The sequence below is a fragment of the Massilia rubra genome, from assembly GCF_011682065.1.
GTDB classification, from domain to species: Bacteria; Pseudomonadota; Gammaproteobacteria; order Burkholderiales; family Burkholderiaceae_D; genus Telluria_A; species Telluria_A rubra.
Map to the genome: position 1 here is coordinate 282,295 of NZ_VUYU01000007.1, position 14,675 is coordinate 296,969.

A 14,675-nucleotide genomic window follows, 5' to 3' on the forward strand; every position below is an offset into this window, starting at 1 on the left:
CGGGAGCTTCATTCCCTCTAAACTGCAGACTGTCGCAATTTCTCGCGATTGGGGGCGTCGGATCGTTAAGATGTGTGTTCCGAGGCCGTTCAACGATAAAATATCGGATTATTACTTTTCCTCACCGAGCACAAGATGAATATCGAACAAGCCCGTTTTAACATGATTGAACAGCAGATCCGCCCCTGGAACGTGCTGGACCAGGACGTGCTCGATCTGCTGGTGGTGGTCAAGCGCGAGGATTTCGTGCCGGCCACTTACAAGACGCTGGCCTTTGTCGATACCGAAATCCCCCTGCCGGGCGGCGAGGCGATGTTCACGCCGAAGATCGAAGCGCGCATCTTGCAAGAGGTAGCGGTCAAGAAGCACGAAAATGTGCTCGAAGTCGGCGCCGGCTCCGGCTACATGGCGGCCCTGCTGGCGCACAAGGCGCGCCACGTCACCACCGTCGAGATCAATCCGGAACTGAAGGAACTGGCCAGCAAGAACCTGGCCAACGCCGGCGTGAGCAACGTCACGGTCGAACTGGGCAATGGCGCCGAAGGCTGGGACAAGGGCGCGCCGTTCGACGTCATCGTCATCTCGGGCGCGCTGGAATCCCTGCCGGAAGTGTTCTTGAAGCAGGTTAAGGTCGGCGGGCGCATCGCCGCGATCATTGGCCAGGCTCCGGTCATGTCGGCGCAGGTGATCACGCGGGTCTCCGAGACCGCGTACGACACGGTCAAGGTCTTCGAAACCAACGTCAAGATGCTGTCGACGTCGGTCAAGTCCTCGCATTTCACGTTTTAAGGCGGGGCCGGCATGCAGCAACTGACCGCCCCCGAGTTGGCCGCCTGGCTGGCCGACCCAGCGCGCCCGCGTCCGCTGTTGCTGGACGTGCGCGAAAACTGGGAATTTGAAACCTGCAAGATCGAGGGATCGACCCAGATCGTGATGAACACGATTCCCGCGCGTATCGAGGAACTCGACGAGGATGCCGAGATCGTCTGCATCTGCCACCACGGCGCGCGCAGCATGCAGGTCGCGGCCTTTTTGGAGCGCAACGGTTTTACCCGTGTGAGCAACCTGAGCGGCGGCATCCACGCCTGGGCGTTGCAGGTCGACGGCACGATGCCGCGCTATTGACGACGACGGATCGCAATACGCGATCACGCGCGGCGGCGGTGTCGGCCACCACCGGGCTGCAAGTTTTTTTAACTTTTTTGATGACTCCAATGGAGAATGCAATGCAGAAACCCCTCATGGCCGTGCTGATCGCCAGCGCATTTTTTTCCTTGAATGCACAGGCGGCGGACCTGATCCAGGTCTACCAGCAAGCGCTGGCCAATGACGCCGCGTTCGCCAGCGCGCGTGCGGCCCTGGCCGCCGGCATGGAACGGGTTCCGCAAGGCCGTTCGACGCTCCTGCCCACCGTGGGCTTGAACGGCAGCATCGTCAAGAACGATGGCGAATCGACGCCGTGGAATATCGGCCAGACCGTCACCCGTCCCGATGGCGGCAAGACGCTGGTCACCACCGGCGGCGCCAACGAGCGCACCACCACCCACACGCTGTCGCTGACCCAGCCGCTGTTTCGCTGGGCTAACTGGCAAACCTACCAGCAAAGCAAGCTGCAGCAGGCCCAGGCCGAAGCGCAGTTCGCCCAGGCCCAGCAAGACCTGATCACGCGCGTCTCGCAAGCCTACTTCGACGTGCTGGCGGCGCAAGATACGCTGGAACTGAGCCGCGCCCAGAAAACCGCGACCACCGAGCAGCTCGCCTCGGCCAAGCGCAATTTCGAGGTCGGCACCCAGACCATCACCGACACCCACGAAGCCCAGGCCGCCTACGACCTGGTGGTGGCGCAGGAGTTTGCCGCCATCAACGACCTGGAAAACAAGCGCAGCGCGTTGCAGGCGATCATCGGCAGCGCGCCGACCGGCCTGGCCACGCTCAAGCCGGGCGTGCTGCTGGCCGCTCCCGAGCCGGCCGTGATCGATCCGTGGGTGGCCTCGGCCGAAACCCAGAACTATGGCGTTGTCGGCGCCCAGCTCGGCTACGAATTGTCCAAGCGCGAAATCGAGCGCACCCGCGCCGGCCATTATCCGACCCTGGACCTGACCGCCAACATCAGCCGCCAGAACGTGACGGGCCAGACCCAGCAGTCGGGCAGGAGCGACAACAAGGGCATCGGCATCGCCTACAACGTGCCGATCTTCAACGGCTTTGCCGTCACCAGCCGCGTGCGCGAAACCATCGCGCTCGAAGACAAGGCCCGCAACGACCTCGAAGCGACCCGCCGCAACGCCGCCAACGTCGCGCGCCAGGCCTTTTTGGGCGTCAACAGCGGGCTGGCGCAGGTCAGGGCGCTGCAGGCGGCGGAAGTGTCGGGCAATTCGGCGCTCGAATCGAACAAGCTCGGCTACCAGGTTGGCGTGCGCATCAATATCGACGTGCTCAATGCCCAGCGCCAGCTGTATTCGACCCGGCGCGACCTGTCGCGTGCGCGTTACGACACCATCCTCAACGGCCTGCGCCTGAAGTCGGCGGCCGGTTCGCTGCGCGAAGCGGACCTGGTGCCGGTCAACGACTTGCTGGTCAAGTAAGCGCGCCGCAGGGCGCGCCAGCGGGGCGGAACGTCGTTCCGCACCCGCCTTTCGCACAGGACACGCATGACCGCACTTGATGTACACGCGCAGCGCCGCGTCGACAACTACGCCGCCCTGGTGCACAGCATCGATACGCGCTTCAACGCCCTGGCCGGTCCCGTCTTCCGGACCGATGCCGGCGGCCTGTACGAGGCTTACCTGGCCTCCTTCACCGATCCCGACGTACGCCAGCAGCACAGCTGCAGCTGCTGCCGCACCTTTATCGAGCGTTTCGGCGGCCTGGCGACGGTGGGCGACGACGGCGCGCTGGTGCCGGCCCTGTGGGACCCGGCTACGGCGCCGGCGCCTTACCGCGCCATGGTGGTCGCCTTGCAGCAACGCGTGAGCCAGGCGCGCATCACGATGCTGTTCCTGTCGCAACAGACCATGTATGGCAAGCCGGCCAGCGGTCCCTGGCAGCACCTGGCCATTACCCCGGCCACGGTGTTCGAGAGCAGCGGCCTGCACAACGCCTGGCAGACGGCCTGCGCCAGGCGCGAAGCGTTCGCCTCGGTGCGGCGCGCCTTGCGCCAGTACAGCGCGCCGGTCTGTGCGACGGCGCTGCAGTTGCTCAAGGAGACTCTTCTGGACAACCCGGCGGCAGTGCTCGGCCAGGCCCAATTCCTGGTCGACCTGCATGCCGCGCGCGCCGCCGCTACCGGCCAGCAGCAGGACAACCTGCGCTACCGCATGGTGGCACGGGCGCCGATGGGTTTTTGCCATCCGCGCTCGAGCATGATCGCCACTTTGCTCGACGATATCGTCGCCGGCAAGCCGGTCGGGGAGGCCGCCGCCAGCTGGAACGCGAAGATGGATGGCTTGCGCTATCAGCGCCCGCAGGTGGCGCCGACACCGGGGGCCATCAAGGCGGCCAGGATTGCCTTTGCGAAGCTGGGCGCGTTTCCCGCGCTGCAACGCCGCTTCGCCACCATGGACGACATCCAGGAAGCCGTATGGCGGCCGCACCCGCACTACGCCGCCCGAGGCCGCGCCAGCGCCGCGCCGCACGGGCCTCACAGCATGACGCTCGACACCTTCCGCCGCACCGTGTTGCCGACGGCCGAGCGCATCGAAATGGCGGCGCTGGAAGGCCGGCAACCGTTCGTCGCGCTCACCTCGGCAGTGCATGCGGATGCCCGCCCGATCATGCAGTGGGATACGCTTGATCAGCGCAATCCGGTTGCCTGGTATTGCTACAACCGGTGCTCGCTGGCCAGCGAATTCAACCTCACGGGCAGCTTTTACGAGGTCATGGCCGTCATCCTGCCGCCTTGGGCATGGGGAGGGCGCAGCCATCCGCAGTATGGCGAACACCTGGCGTTCCTGCTCGAGGATGCGCGCGACCTGTGCGGATGCGAGGGCCATTCCGCGCTGTTTCCGGTGAACCTGAAAAGCGAGCTGCGCGAATTCCGCTCCACCATCGAAGCGTACAGCCAGGAGAACGCACTGGCAGGCCTGGGAAAAAATAGCGTGGCCGGCCTGGCGCTGACCAAGGGCCATCCGTGCAAGTTCGACCTGCGCGTGACAATCGACGGGCAGGTCGGCACGTACCGGATCGAGCGCTGGGACTGAGCCGGCGCCAACGCGCCGGCCGGCCGCCTCAGGCCTCGCTCTGCGGCAGCGGAAACTCGAAGCAGATCGACCTGACCGGCATGCAGGCGCGCGCCGCCGTATCCCATTTTTTGCTGTAATCGGCCGTGTCCGCCAGGCCGTCGACGATGATCGTGATGTCGGACGCGTGCCCGCCCTTGAACATGTCCAGCAGCGAGCAGAAGCGCTCGGGCGACTGATGGATGTCGATCACGCACAGCGACTTGCCACCGAGCGCCGTGTACTTGACCCAGCCGGGAGGCTCGGCCGGAGGCACGTTGGCCGGGTTGTGGCGGCGGATCGTCATGCTCCAGGCCGCATGGTTGATCATGAAGGAATCCGAGGCATACATGGTGGGGCCGCCCGTCAGCTCCAGTTGCAGCGTAATGACAGGATCGAGCTCGACGATGCCCTCCTGGCGCAGCACGTGGTAGCTCAGTCTGCTCTCAAACACTAACTCGGCCGTCATTGCTTCCCCTCGTCAACATGCATCCGGCCATCTTACTCGTTCCTGTTCCCAGGTGTTAGCTGGCTTGCGGATATGCCATGCGAGGCGGCCTGGCCCTGGCGAGCCGTACGGCGACCACTGGAACAGCGTAGACTGGCGGAATGCTTTTTCCCGCCTCACCAGGATGCCATGCGCCTTTCCAAATTTATCAGCGACAATATCGAAGTCATCTTGCAGGAGTGGGAAGATTTCGCCGGCACGCTGCATGCGCTCGATTCCGCCACCAAAGTCCAGTTGCGCGACCATGCCAAAGCCATCCTCGCGGTGATTTGCCTGGACCTCGATTCGCAACAGAGCGTCCAGCAAGGCATCGACAAATCGCAGGGCAACGCCCCGCAAGTGGCTGACGAAACGGCGGCCGAGGCGCATGCCGTCGATCGCCTGCAGGCTGGTTTTACCGTCGAGGAACTGATGGCGGAATTTCGCGCCTTGCGCGCCAGCGTGCTGCGGCTGTGGCAAGCCACGGTGAAAACAGCGGATGAATCCGACCTGCAAGACATGCTGCGCTTTAACGAGGCAATCGATCAATCCCTGACGGAATCGCTGGCCCACTTTTCCGCCATGCTGCGCGATTCACAGAATGTCTTTCTCGCCATTCTCGGCCACGATGTGCGCAATCCGCTGGGGGCGATCAGCATGGGAACCCAGATGATCCTGGAGGACACCACCCTGGCGCCGCGCCACCTGAAGGTGGCGGCGCAGGTCCTGCACAGTACGCAAAGGGTGGCGGAGATTGTCGCCGACCTGCTGGACTATTCCACCAGCCACCTGGGCGGCGGCATTCCGGTCACGCTGGCGCAATACGATCTATCGGTGGAATGCCGATCTGTTGTTCAGGAAATGAAACTGTTTCATCCTGAACGCGATTTCAAGGTCGACGTCGAGGACGGCATCACCGTTTCCTGGGATCGCACACGGATGAGCCAGGCGCTCTCGAACCTGATGGCCAACGCGGTCCAGCACGGAGCGGCAAGCAGTCCGGTCTGGGTGACGGTCGGTCGCCAGGGCGATGATGTGGTGCTGGTGGTGCAGAACGAAGGCGAGGTCATCTCCCCAAGCCGGCTGCGGGTCATGTTCGATCCCGGAAAAAGCTTCGTCATGAAGAGCACCAGCGAACGCAGTGCCAGCCAGACCAGCAATCTTGGCCTGGGTCTCTACATCACTCACGAGATCGTCCTGGCCCATGGCGGCAAGATCTGGGTCAGTTCCACCGAGCTTGAAGGGACCACCGTCAAGGTGCGGATGCCCGCGATCGCTACGGGCACGTCAAATCATCCGGCGCACCAATAAAAACGCCTCTTGCGAGGCGTTGGTTGGTCCATGCCGGCGTGGTGCCGGAATTTACTCGTTCAAGCCGTTCGCGCGCACGCCACCCTTGCGTTCGATCAGTTCGATCTTGTAGCCGTCCGGATCGGTCACGAAGGCGATCACGGTGCTGCCGCCCTTGACCGGGCCCGGTTCGCGCGTGACGTTGCCGCCGTTGGCGCGCGCCGCCTCGCAGGCGGCCACGATGTCGTCGGCCGAAATGGCGATGTGGCCGTAGGCGTTGCCCAGCTCATACTTGTCAACGCCCCAGTTGTAGGTCAGTTCCAGCTCCGCATGCTCCGGATTGCTGCCATAGCCGACGAACGCCAGCGTGTACTTGTACTCCGCGTTCTCGCTGGTGCGCAGCAAGCTCATGCCCAGCACCTTGGTGTAAAAATCGATCGAGCGCTGCAGGTCGCCGACCCGTAACATGGTGTGCAAAATCCGCATCGTAGTCCTTGGTAATCGAATCAAGCCACGATTTTAAGCGCTCCACCGATTCTCTGCCGGCCGCGTCCGCAAGATGCGGCGCGGCCGGCCCTGCCTGCTTACGAACCGAAGTGGTAATTGAACTCCAGCCAGATCTGGCGTCCGACCGGGCTGAAATTGCCGGTTGGGTAGTTCGGCCAGCCGTCGGTGCTGTCGCGCTTGATGCGGTTGTTGACGTTGTTGATCGCCACCGAGACCGTCGCGCGCGGGGTCACCTTGTACACGCTCGACAGGTTGACCAGGGTGGTCGGGGACAGGAACGCGGTCTGCCCCGCATTCGGCACCTTGCCAAAGCGCTGGGCGAACACGGTGTTCGACCAGTTGCCCAGGTTCCAGTTCAGGCTGACGTTGAGCTTGTCGCGCCAGTCGGAGTTGCTCATTTCGTCCAACTCGTCGACCAGCTCGTCGCCGGCAAACTGGCGTGAATTCTTGCTCAGGGCCTTGGAGTAATTGCCCTTGAGCGTGAACTTGCCCCAGCTCTCAGTGCGCAGGGCGTAGCGCGCGCTCAGGTCGATCCCGTCGGCGTCCTGGTAGGCGGCGTTGATCGGGTTGACCCGGATTTCGCGGATCTCGCCTGGCTTGTTGAGCGCCGTCAATGGATTACGCGTGATGCGGTTGATGGTGTCAAGGCAGCTCGGCGACGTCAGGTCGCCCTTGACGCGGCAGGCCGCTTCGTCGCGCAGCAAGTTATCGGCGCTCAGGTTGGTGACCAGGTCGTCGATCTTGATGTTCCAGTAGTCGACCGAGACGTCGAAGTCCGCGCTCGGCGACCAGACCGCGCCCAGGCCATACGATTTGCCTTTTTCGGAACGCAGGTCCTTGCTGCCGGTCTGCACGTAATCGCTGCCCGGCGACACGCCGGCGAACTCGCAGGTCTCGATCGGCTGGCCGGCCTGGGCGCAGCGGTAGTGATCGGTGGTCGAGGAGTAGTAGCCGACGCCGCGCGCCTTGAAGATGTAGTTCATGTCGGGCGCGCGGAAGCTGGTGGCGTAATTGCCGCGCACCAGCAGCGCCTTGGCCGGACGCCATTCGGCGCCCACGTTGTAGGTCAGCTTGCCTTCGTTGCGGCCGGCGTAGTTGTAGCGGTCGTAGCGGCCGGCCAGGGTCGAGTTCAGGTCGGCCAGCAGCGGCACGCTCGCTTCCACGCCCAGCGCGTAGCGGCGGCGCGAGCCTTCGGTGATATCGCTCTTGGCCAGGGTGTTGAAGACGCCCTGGTTGATGCGCGCATCCGGCTTGTTGGCGAAGCGCTGGTGGCCGGCTTCGGCAATCGTGGCCAGCTTGACCGGGCCGGCCGGCAACTGGAACAGCTCGCCCGTGGCGACCAGGCTCAGGGTCTGGTTGCGCGAGGTGTCGTTGCTGTCGGCCTGGCCGGTGATGCTGTTGAACTCCTCTGGCGTGAGGCGCTGGGTCAGGCGCGCCTGGTTCGGTGCGTAGATGGCGATGCCGTCCTCATCCACGCCCAGTTTCGGTCCCAGGAAAAAGCTGTCGATGTTCCCCAGCGCGCGCTGCACATGGTTTTCGCTCTTGTAGAACGAGGCGCTGTAGCCGGCTTCATAGCGCCAGCCGGTCGCGCCGATGTCGCCCTTGGCGCCCAGGCTGACCGAGCTGGCCAGGTCGTCCCAGGTGCGGTTGTAGCGCTTCACGCCGCCCATTTCCTCGGGCGAGATGTACTTGGTCCAGGCTTCGTATACGCCGCTATTTTTGTTGAAGAAGTAGCTGTTGTCGGCCGAGGACGAGGTCCAGGTCGGGCCGCGCGTGTTGTTGGCGGTCTTGTTCTGGCCCACCAGGAATTCGGCGAACAGCTCGGTCGTCGGCGAGAGCGCATAGTTCGCGCTGCCGAACAGATTGGTGCTGCGGTTCTTGGTCTGGGTGGTCCAGTAGGTCGGGCTGACCTTGTTGCTGGCGCAGTAGCTGCCTTTGGCGACGGTGTTCTTGAACTGGCTGCCGCCGAACAGGTCGCCCAGCGCGCTGCAGGTGTCGCCCAGGTCAACATATTTGCCGTTGTTGACGTTCTTGCGCGACAAGGTATTGGTCGGCGTGCCCTGGCGCACGGCCATGAAGTCGCGTTGGTTGCTCCACAGCGGTTCGCGGTCCAGCACTTCGAGGCTGAACACAGTGTTGAGCTGGTCGAAACTCTGTCCGCCGCTCACTTGCAGGCGACTGTCGCCACCGCCGCCGCGCGAGGTGGTGCCGCGCTTGAGATTGACGTCGATGCCCTCGGCACGCTTTTTGAGGATGATGTTGACGACGCCTGCGATCGCATCCGAGCCGTACACGGCGGAGGCGCCGCCGCTCAGGATTTCCACCCGTTCCACAATGCTCGACGGAATATTGGCCAGGTTGGTGAAGTTGACCGCGCCTTCGTACGCGGTCGGGAAGTCGGCCAGGCGGCGGCCGTTGAGCAAGATCAATGTGTGGTTCGGGCCCAGGCCACGCAGGCTGATGGTATTGGCCGACGGCGTGAAGGTGTTGCCGGAGTCGGCGCCGGTGGTGACGCCGCTGTTCTGGGCCTGGTTGTTGAGGGCGTCGAACAGGTTTTTATAACCTTGCTTGGTGATTTCTTCACCGGTGATGACCACCACGGCAGACGGGCCTTCGAGGCTGGCGCGTGGAATGCGCGAGCCGGTGACCACGACCGAGGTGGGCGGGGACTGGGCGCCGGCCGTTGCGGTTTGCGCATGGGCTTGCTGCACCGGGCCGCAGAGCAAGGTGATCGCCGCCGCCGCCAGGGGCGTCAATGTCAAATTCGTGATTTTCATTGAGGTGCTTTATGGTAGTTAAAAATCAATGATACCAAGAAGCAAGCATGCGAAGAACGATTGTTTTTGTGTTTGTATATGCGCAAATGCACAACGATGGTGCAGGCAGTGCGCAGGGGGAAGAAGGCGAGGCGGGGGAGTGATGCGGCGCCGTCATTCCCGCCGGGATTCGCCCTGGCGCGGGAATGACGGGAATGACCTTATTCTTCCAGGCGCGCGTCGAGCGTGATCGTCGCGTTCAGCAGCTTCGATACGGGGCAGTTGTTTTTCGCGCGCAGGACCGCCGCTTCAAACGCTTCCTGGTTGGCGCCCGGAATGGTCGCCACCAGATTCAGGTGCACGGCCGAAATGGTGAAGCCGTCATCGGTCTTGTCCAGGGTTACGGTTGCCGTGGTCGCCAGTTTTTGCGCGGTCATGCCCGCTTCGCCCAGCTGGCCCGACAAGGCCATGGTGAAGCAGCCCGCGTGCGCGGCGCCGATCAGCTCTTCCGGATTGGTGCCCGGACCATTCTCGAAACGCGTGTTGAACCCGTACTGGGTATTGTCGAGCGCGCCGCTCTGGGTGGAAATATTGCCTTTGCCATCTTTGATGCCGCCACTCCAGACAGCACTTCCTGAACGTTTGATCATGGTGGTTCTCCTTCAATCTGTTTAAATTCAATCAAGCCATCATGCGCTGCCGGCCACGGTCCATCTGTTCGCCAGCGCACGATGCGGATGCGGAAATGCTGCGCCGCAGCTATTTGCCGGTCGGCGTGATGCGCCAGACCGTGTTGCCGACATCGTCGGCGACCAGGATGCCGCCGCCCTGATCCACCGCCACGCCCACCGGACGCCCGTAAGCGTGGCCGTCGGCGCTTAAAAAGCCGGTCAGCACGTCTTGCGGCGGTCCGTTCGGCTTGCCGTCGGTGAAGGGCACGTAGATCAGCTTGTAGCCGGAAAAAGGCTTGCGGTTCCACGAGCCATGCTGGCCGATCAGCGCGCCGTTCTTGAACGCCGGCATCAGGTCGGCGTTGTAGAACGCCAGCCCGAGCGAGGCCGTGTGCGCGCCCAGCGCGTAATCGGGCGTGAGCGCCTTGGCCACCAGGTCGGGACGCGCCGGTTCGACCCGCGCATCGACATGCTGGCCGTAGTAACTGTATGGCCAGCCGTAGAAGCCGCCATCTTTCACCGAGGTCATGTAATCCGGCACGAGCTCGTTGCCGAGTTCGTCGCGTTCATTGACGCTGGTCCACAGCGCCCCGCTTTGCGGCTGGAAGCCCATGCCGACCGGATTGCGCAAGCCGCTCGCGAACACGCGCGACTTGCCGTCGGCCGGGGTGAATTCCCGGATCGCGGCGCGGCCTTCCTCCTTGTCGAGCCCGTTTTCACCGGCGTTGCTGTTCGAACCGACCGAGATATACAGGCGGGCGCCGTCGGGACTGGCCACGACGTTCTTGGTCCAGTGATGATTGATCCCTGCCGGCAAGTCCATCACCTTCACGCCACGGGCGGCGATGTGGGTTTGCCCTTCCTGGTAAGGGAAGCGCAGCAGCGCGTCGGCGTTGGCGACGTATAAGTCGTTGCCCACCAGCGCCATCCCGAAGGGCGAGAACAAGCCGTCGAGAAACACCGAGCGGCTCGCTGCCTCGCCGTTGGGACCGGCGCCGCGCAGCAGGGTGATGCGATTGGCCGACGGCACCGCCGCACCGGCCTTTTTCATCTCGTGCTTCATCACCATGCCGCGCAGGCTGAAGCCTTCGTCGGGCTTGGGCGGTTTATTCGTTTCGGCCACCAGCACGTCGCCGTTGGGCAGCACGTACAGCCAGCGCGGATGTTCCAGCCCGCTGGCGTAGGCCGCCACCGCCAGGCCCTGCGCCACGGCCGGTTTCGCGCCCTTGGGCCAGGGGTCGGCCGGGGCGATGTTCATGGTCGGCAGCATCGAGCGCGAGGGCGCCGGCAAGGCCGGATTCGGGCCGAAGCCCGCTGGCATGGCCTGGCCACGGGCGCTCAGGGCGGCGCCGGAAAGGCCGATGGCCAGGCCGACTGGCAGGAGCAGGCGCGCACGCCTCATGCCTGCCCCTTGCCCTCGTTCTCGTCCTTGCCCTTGCCCAGGTCGGACGGTTCGTGATGGCGCATGCCGCTGCCGGCGTCGGCCTTGGGCCGGGCCTGGCCGGAACCGCTGGTGGGGGCGACTTCCTCGACGCCGCGCATGCCGTGCATGTCGGTATCGACCAGGCCCTGGGCCAGGTCGTCGGCGGCCTGCTTCATGACGCCGCGCGGTTCCTTGTCGTGGCCGTCCGGCGACTCGTCGCGCTCGTGCGGCAGGCGCTTGGCGTCGTCATCGTGGATCTTGGCGTCGGTGTTGATTTTGCGGTCGTGTGTTTCGGCTACCATGGTGCGGCTCCCTGTGGGTGAACTCATTGTGCAAATGGTATCGCTTCGCAGGGGAAGCGGCCGTTCAATTGACTACTCTCGTCGCTCCCGCGCAGGCGGGAGCCCAAGTTGCTCGCGTTGACAGAGGCTTAACAGCGGACTTGGGCTCCCGCCTGCGCGGGAGCGACGGTAGTGGTGCGGTGCCATGTTTTGGAGAAAGCCAGCTTGCACTTCCCTGCACGCGCGACTTGCCCGCGCGCCAAGTCGCACTTATACTGCGCCACTGTGAATGCATACAGTGGTGCCGCCGATGGCCCTTGTATGGCATCAGCAGGCATTATGGGGTAATCTCCTGCGTGTCGCCCCTCAACCGCCGAGAAGTCTATGCCCGCTACGCCTCAATTGCAAAAAACCATCGCGCTGGTCGTGCGGCCGAACACGGTCGGCATCGACGAGCCGGTCGGCCGCCTGCTGGCCTTTTTGCAGGGCGCCGGCTACCGCGTGGTGCTGGAAAGCGAAACCGCGGCCCATCTCGGCCTGCCCGGCATCGAGGCGATGAGCGTGGGCGGCATCGGCGCGGCGGCCTGCGCCGTCATCGTCATGGGCGGCGACGGCACCATGCTCGGCATCGCGCGCCAGCTTGCGCCCTTCGATGTGCCGCTGATCGGCATCAACCAGGGACGCCTCGGCTTCATGACCGATATTCCCATCGAGCGCATGATCCCGGTCGTCGGCGACATTCTCAGCGGCAAGGCGCGCGCCGAAAAACGCACCCTGCTCGAGGGGCGCGTCCTGCGCGACGGCGCCATGATCGCCTGCGGGCTGGCGGTCAATGATGTGGTGGTGGCGCGCGGTGCCGGCGCCGGCATGGTCGAGCTGAAAGTGGCGGTGGACGGCAATTTCATGTACAACCAGCGCTCCGACGGCCTGATCATCTCCACCCCGACCGGATCAAGCGCGTACGCGCTCTCGGCCGGCGGCCCGCTGCTGCATCCGAGCCTGGGCGGCATCGTGCTGGTGCCGATTGCCCCGCACGCCTTGTCGAACCGGCCGATCGTGGTGCCCGACAGCAGCGAAATCGTGATCGAGATCGTCGGCGGGCGCGACACCAGCGTCAACTTCGACATGCAGACCTTCGCCAGCCTCGCGCATGGCGACCGGATCGTCATCTCGCGTTCGCCCAACCACATCACCTTCCTGCATCCGGAAGGCTGGAGCTATTACGACACCCTGCGCGAAAAATTGCACTGGCACGAATATCCGTCGGGCGAGGGCAAGCTGCGCTAAGGCGCTGTCCCGCACGCCATTCCCCATTCGAATACTGGACTGACACACCTTCATGCTGCGTACCCTTACCATCCGTGATTTCGTCATTGTCGATACCATCGAACTTGAATTTTCCAGCGGTTTTTCCGTCTTCACCGGCGAAACCGGGGCCGGCAAGTCGATCCTGATCGACGCGCTGCAACTGGCGCTGGGCGGGCGCGGCGACGCCAGCGTGGTGCGCGAGGGCGCGCCCAAAGCCGACATCACGGCCGATTTTTCGGTCAGCGCCGCCGCACCAGCTCGTGAATGGCTGGAGCACAACGAATTTGCCGTCGAGGAGGGCGGGGCCCTGCTGCGCCGTGTGATCGACAACGCCGGCCGCTCCAAGGCATTTATCAACGGCATCGCCGCCACCGCCGCCCAGTTGCGCGACCTGGGCGACATGCTGGTCGATATCCACGGCCAGCACGCGCACCAGTCGCTGCTCAAAAGCGACGCCCAGCGCGCGCTGCTCGATAACCAGGCCGCCTTCAAGGATGCCGGCGCCGACGCCGATGCGCGCGCCGTGGCGGCTTCCCACAAGGCCTGGCGCGCCCTGGCCCGCCAGCGCGAGGAATTCGAAACCAACGCCAAGAACGTGCTGATCGAGCGCGAACGGCTCGAATGGCAGGTGGCCGAGCTGCAAAAGCTGGCCGTCAAACCGGGTGAATGGAGCGAGATCACCAACGAGCACAGCCGCCTGTCGCACGCCGCCAGCCTGCTCGAAGGCGCGCAGGAAGCGCTGGCCGCGATTTCCGAATCGGACCATCCGATCCTGTCGCAATTGTCGTCGCTTAACCAGAAGCTGGGCAAGCTGGTCGCGGTCGATGCGCAGTTGCAGACCGTGCTCGACTGCATGGAACCGGCCCGCATCCAGTTGCAGGAAGCGGTGTACGCGCTCAATAACTACCTGGACAAGGTCGACCTCGATCCCGAGCGCCTGCGCACGGTGGACGCGCGCATGGAAGCGATCCATACCACGGCGCGCAAGTTCCGCGTGACCCCGGATGCGTTGCCGGAGGAGTTTGCCAGCCTGTCGGAGCGCCTAAAGCAACTGGCCGACGCCAGCGACCTGGATGGCCTGCGCCAGCAGGAAGAGAAGATCAAGGACAGCTATATGGCGGCGGCGGCGCGTCTGTCGGCCACGCGCGCCAAGGCGGCGCGGCTGCTCGGTACGCAGGTGACGGCGGCCATGCAGGAGCTGAACATGACCGGCGGCAGTTTTGTGGTGGGATTGAATGCCTGCGAGCCGACCAGCAATGGGGTGGAGCAGGTGGAGTTTCTGGTGGCCGGTCACGCCGGCGTGGCGCCGCGTCCGCTGGCCAAGGTGGCCTCGGGCGGCGAGCTGGCGCGCATTGCGCTGGCCATTTCGGTGATTACCTCGAACGCCACGACCACGCCGACCCTGATTTTCGACGAGGTCGACAGCGGGATCGGCGGCGCCGTGGCCGAAGTGGTGGGGCGTTTGCTCAAGCGGCTGGGGCAGGAACGGCAAGTGCTGTGCGTGACCCACTTGCCGCAGGTGGCCAGCCAGGCCAACCAGCATTTCCAGGTGGCCAAGGGGACCACGGGGGAGGGCAAGACCGTGTCGCACATCGACGTACTGGACAACAAGGCGCGGGTGGAGGAAGTGGCGCGCATGCTCGGTGGGGTGGAGATTACCGCGACCACGCGCAAGCATGCGCGCGAGTTGCTGGCGTTGTAAGGTCGTTCGCTACGCTCGAGACCGTCGTTCCCG

The 14,675-nt window shown here is 64.3% G+C and carries 13 protein-coding genes; 7 read left to right on the forward strand and 6 right to left on the reverse strand.

Annotated features, from left to right (window positions below; genetic code table 11):
• The first annotated feature begins 135 nt into the window (after positions 1-135).
• From F0185_RS13490 to F0185_RS13505, 4 genes are all read left to right on the forward strand, one after another.
• Positions 136-789, forward strand: a complete 654-nt coding sequence (locus F0185_RS13490; protein ID WP_167225171.1) for a protein-L-isoaspartate O-methyltransferase family protein — start codon at positions 136-138, stop codon at positions 787-789.
• A gap of 12 nt (positions 790-801) precedes the next feature.
• Complete coding sequence (locus F0185_RS13495) at positions 802-1,125, forward strand: rhodanese-like domain-containing protein (RefSeq protein WP_167225173.1); 324 nt, start codon at positions 802-804, stop codon at positions 1,123-1,125.
• A 101-nt stretch (positions 1,126-1,226) separates the two neighbouring features.
• Positions 1,227-2,585 (forward strand): TolC family outer membrane protein, encoded by a 1,359-nt coding sequence (locus F0185_RS13500; protein WP_166894503.1) that lies wholly within the window; start codon positions 1,227-1,229, stop codon positions 2,583-2,585.
• Between the two features lie 66 nt (positions 2,586-2,651).
• Entirely contained in the window at positions 2,652-4,199 is a 1,548-nt protein-coding gene (locus F0185_RS13505; RefSeq protein ID WP_167225175.1) for a DUF8224 domain-containing phage-derived protein, read from the forward strand.
• A 28-nt stretch (positions 4,200-4,227) separates the two neighbouring features.
• Here the strand turns inward: F0185_RS13505 and F0185_RS13510 are convergent, their stop codons facing one another.
• Positions 4,228-4,686, reverse strand: coding sequence for a hypothetical protein (locus F0185_RS13510; protein ID WP_167225177.1), 459 nt, complete (start codon positions 4,684-4,686; stop codon positions 4,228-4,230).
• A 210-nt stretch (positions 4,687-4,896) separates the two neighbouring features.
• On the opposite strand from F0185_RS13510, the gene F0185_RS13515 reads away from it, so the two are divergent.
• The gene (locus F0185_RS13515) at positions 4,897-6,015 is read left to right on the forward strand and encodes a sensor histidine kinase (RefSeq protein ID WP_167225180.1); all 1,119 of its coding nucleotides are present in this window, start codon (positions 4,897-4,899) and stop codon (positions 6,013-6,015) included.
• Between the two features lie 51 nt (positions 6,016-6,066).
• Here the strand turns inward: F0185_RS13515 and gloA are convergent, their stop codons facing one another.
• From gloA to F0185_RS34300, 5 genes are all read right to left on the reverse strand, one after another.
• The gene (gene gloA / locus F0185_RS13520) at positions 6,067-6,480 is read right to left on the reverse strand and encodes a lactoylglutathione lyase (RefSeq protein ID WP_167225182.1); all 414 of its coding nucleotides are present in this window, start codon (positions 6,478-6,480) and stop codon (positions 6,067-6,069) included.
• A gap of 98 nt (positions 6,481-6,578) precedes the next feature.
• The gene (locus F0185_RS13525; protein WP_167225184.1) at positions 6,579-9,278 is read right to left on the reverse strand and encodes a TonB-dependent receptor plug domain-containing protein; all 2,700 of its coding nucleotides are present in this window, start codon (positions 9,276-9,278) and stop codon (positions 6,579-6,581) included.
• 200 nt (positions 9,279-9,478) lie between these two features.
• On the reverse strand, positions 9,479-9,907 hold the full coding sequence (locus F0185_RS13530) for an OsmC family protein (protein WP_187362516.1): 429 nt from the start codon (positions 9,905-9,907) through the stop codon (positions 9,479-9,481).
• A gap of 109 nt (positions 9,908-10,016) precedes the next feature.
• The gene (locus F0185_RS13535) at positions 10,017-11,330 is read right to left on the reverse strand and encodes a PQQ-dependent sugar dehydrogenase (RefSeq protein WP_167225186.1); all 1,314 of its coding nucleotides are present in this window, start codon (positions 11,328-11,330) and stop codon (positions 10,017-10,019) included.
• Positions 11,327-11,653 (reverse strand): hypothetical protein, encoded by a 327-nt coding sequence (locus F0185_RS34300; protein ID WP_187362517.1) that lies wholly within the window; start codon positions 11,651-11,653, stop codon positions 11,327-11,329. The genes F0185_RS13535 and F0185_RS34300 overlap by 4 nt, the downstream gene beginning before the upstream one ends.
• A 363-nt stretch (positions 11,654-12,016) precedes the next feature.
• On the opposite strand from F0185_RS34300, the gene F0185_RS13545 reads away from it, so the two are divergent.
• Entirely contained in the window at positions 12,017-12,919 is a 903-nt protein-coding gene (locus F0185_RS13545; protein ID WP_167225188.1) for an NAD kinase, read from the forward strand.
• Between the two features lie 52 nt (positions 12,920-12,971).
• Entirely contained in the window at positions 12,972-14,642 is a 1,671-nt protein-coding gene (gene recN / locus F0185_RS13550; RefSeq protein ID WP_167225190.1) for a DNA repair protein RecN, read from the forward strand.
• Positions 14,643-14,675 lie beyond the last annotated feature (33 nt).

Coding starts and splice junctions, on each gene's coding strand:
- F0185_RS13545 (WP_167225188.1), top strand. CDS start 12,017: ATGCCCGCTACGCCTCAATTGCAAAAAACCATCGCGCTGGTCGTGCGG.
- gloA (WP_167225182.1), bottom strand. CDS start 6,480: ATGCGGATTTTGCACACCATGTTACGGGTCGGCGACCTGCAGCGCTCG.
- F0185_RS13535 (WP_167225186.1), bottom strand. CDS start 11,330: ATGAGGCGTGCGCGCCTGCTCCTGCCAGTCGGCCTGGCCATCGGCCTT.
- F0185_RS34300 (WP_187362517.1), bottom strand. CDS start 11,653: ATGGTAGCCGAAACACACGACCGCAAAATCAACACCGACGCCAAGATC.
- F0185_RS13500 (WP_166894503.1), top strand. CDS start 1,227: ATGCAGAAACCCCTCATGGCCGTGCTGATCGCCAGCGCATTTTTTTCC.
- F0185_RS13505 (WP_167225175.1), top strand. CDS start 2,652: ATGACCGCACTTGATGTACACGCGCAGCGCCGCGTCGACAACTACGCC.
- F0185_RS13530 (WP_187362516.1), bottom strand. CDS start 9,907: ATGATCAAACGTTCAGGAAGTGCTGTCTGGAGTGGCGGCATCAAAGAT.
- F0185_RS13525 (WP_167225184.1), bottom strand. CDS start 9,278: ATGAAAATCACGAATTTGACATTGACGCCCCTGGCGGCGGCGGCGATC.
- recN (WP_167225190.1), top strand. CDS start 12,972: ATGCTGCGTACCCTTACCATCCGTGATTTCGTCATTGTCGATACCATC.
- F0185_RS13495 (WP_167225173.1), top strand. CDS start 802: ATGCAGCAACTGACCGCCCCCGAGTTGGCCGCCTGGCTGGCCGACCCA.
- F0185_RS13490 (WP_167225171.1), top strand. CDS start 136: ATGAATATCGAACAAGCCCGTTTTAACATGATTGAACAGCAGATCCGC.
- F0185_RS13510 (WP_167225177.1), bottom strand. CDS start 4,686: ATGACGGCCGAGTTAGTGTTTGAGAGCAGACTGAGCTACCACGTGCTG.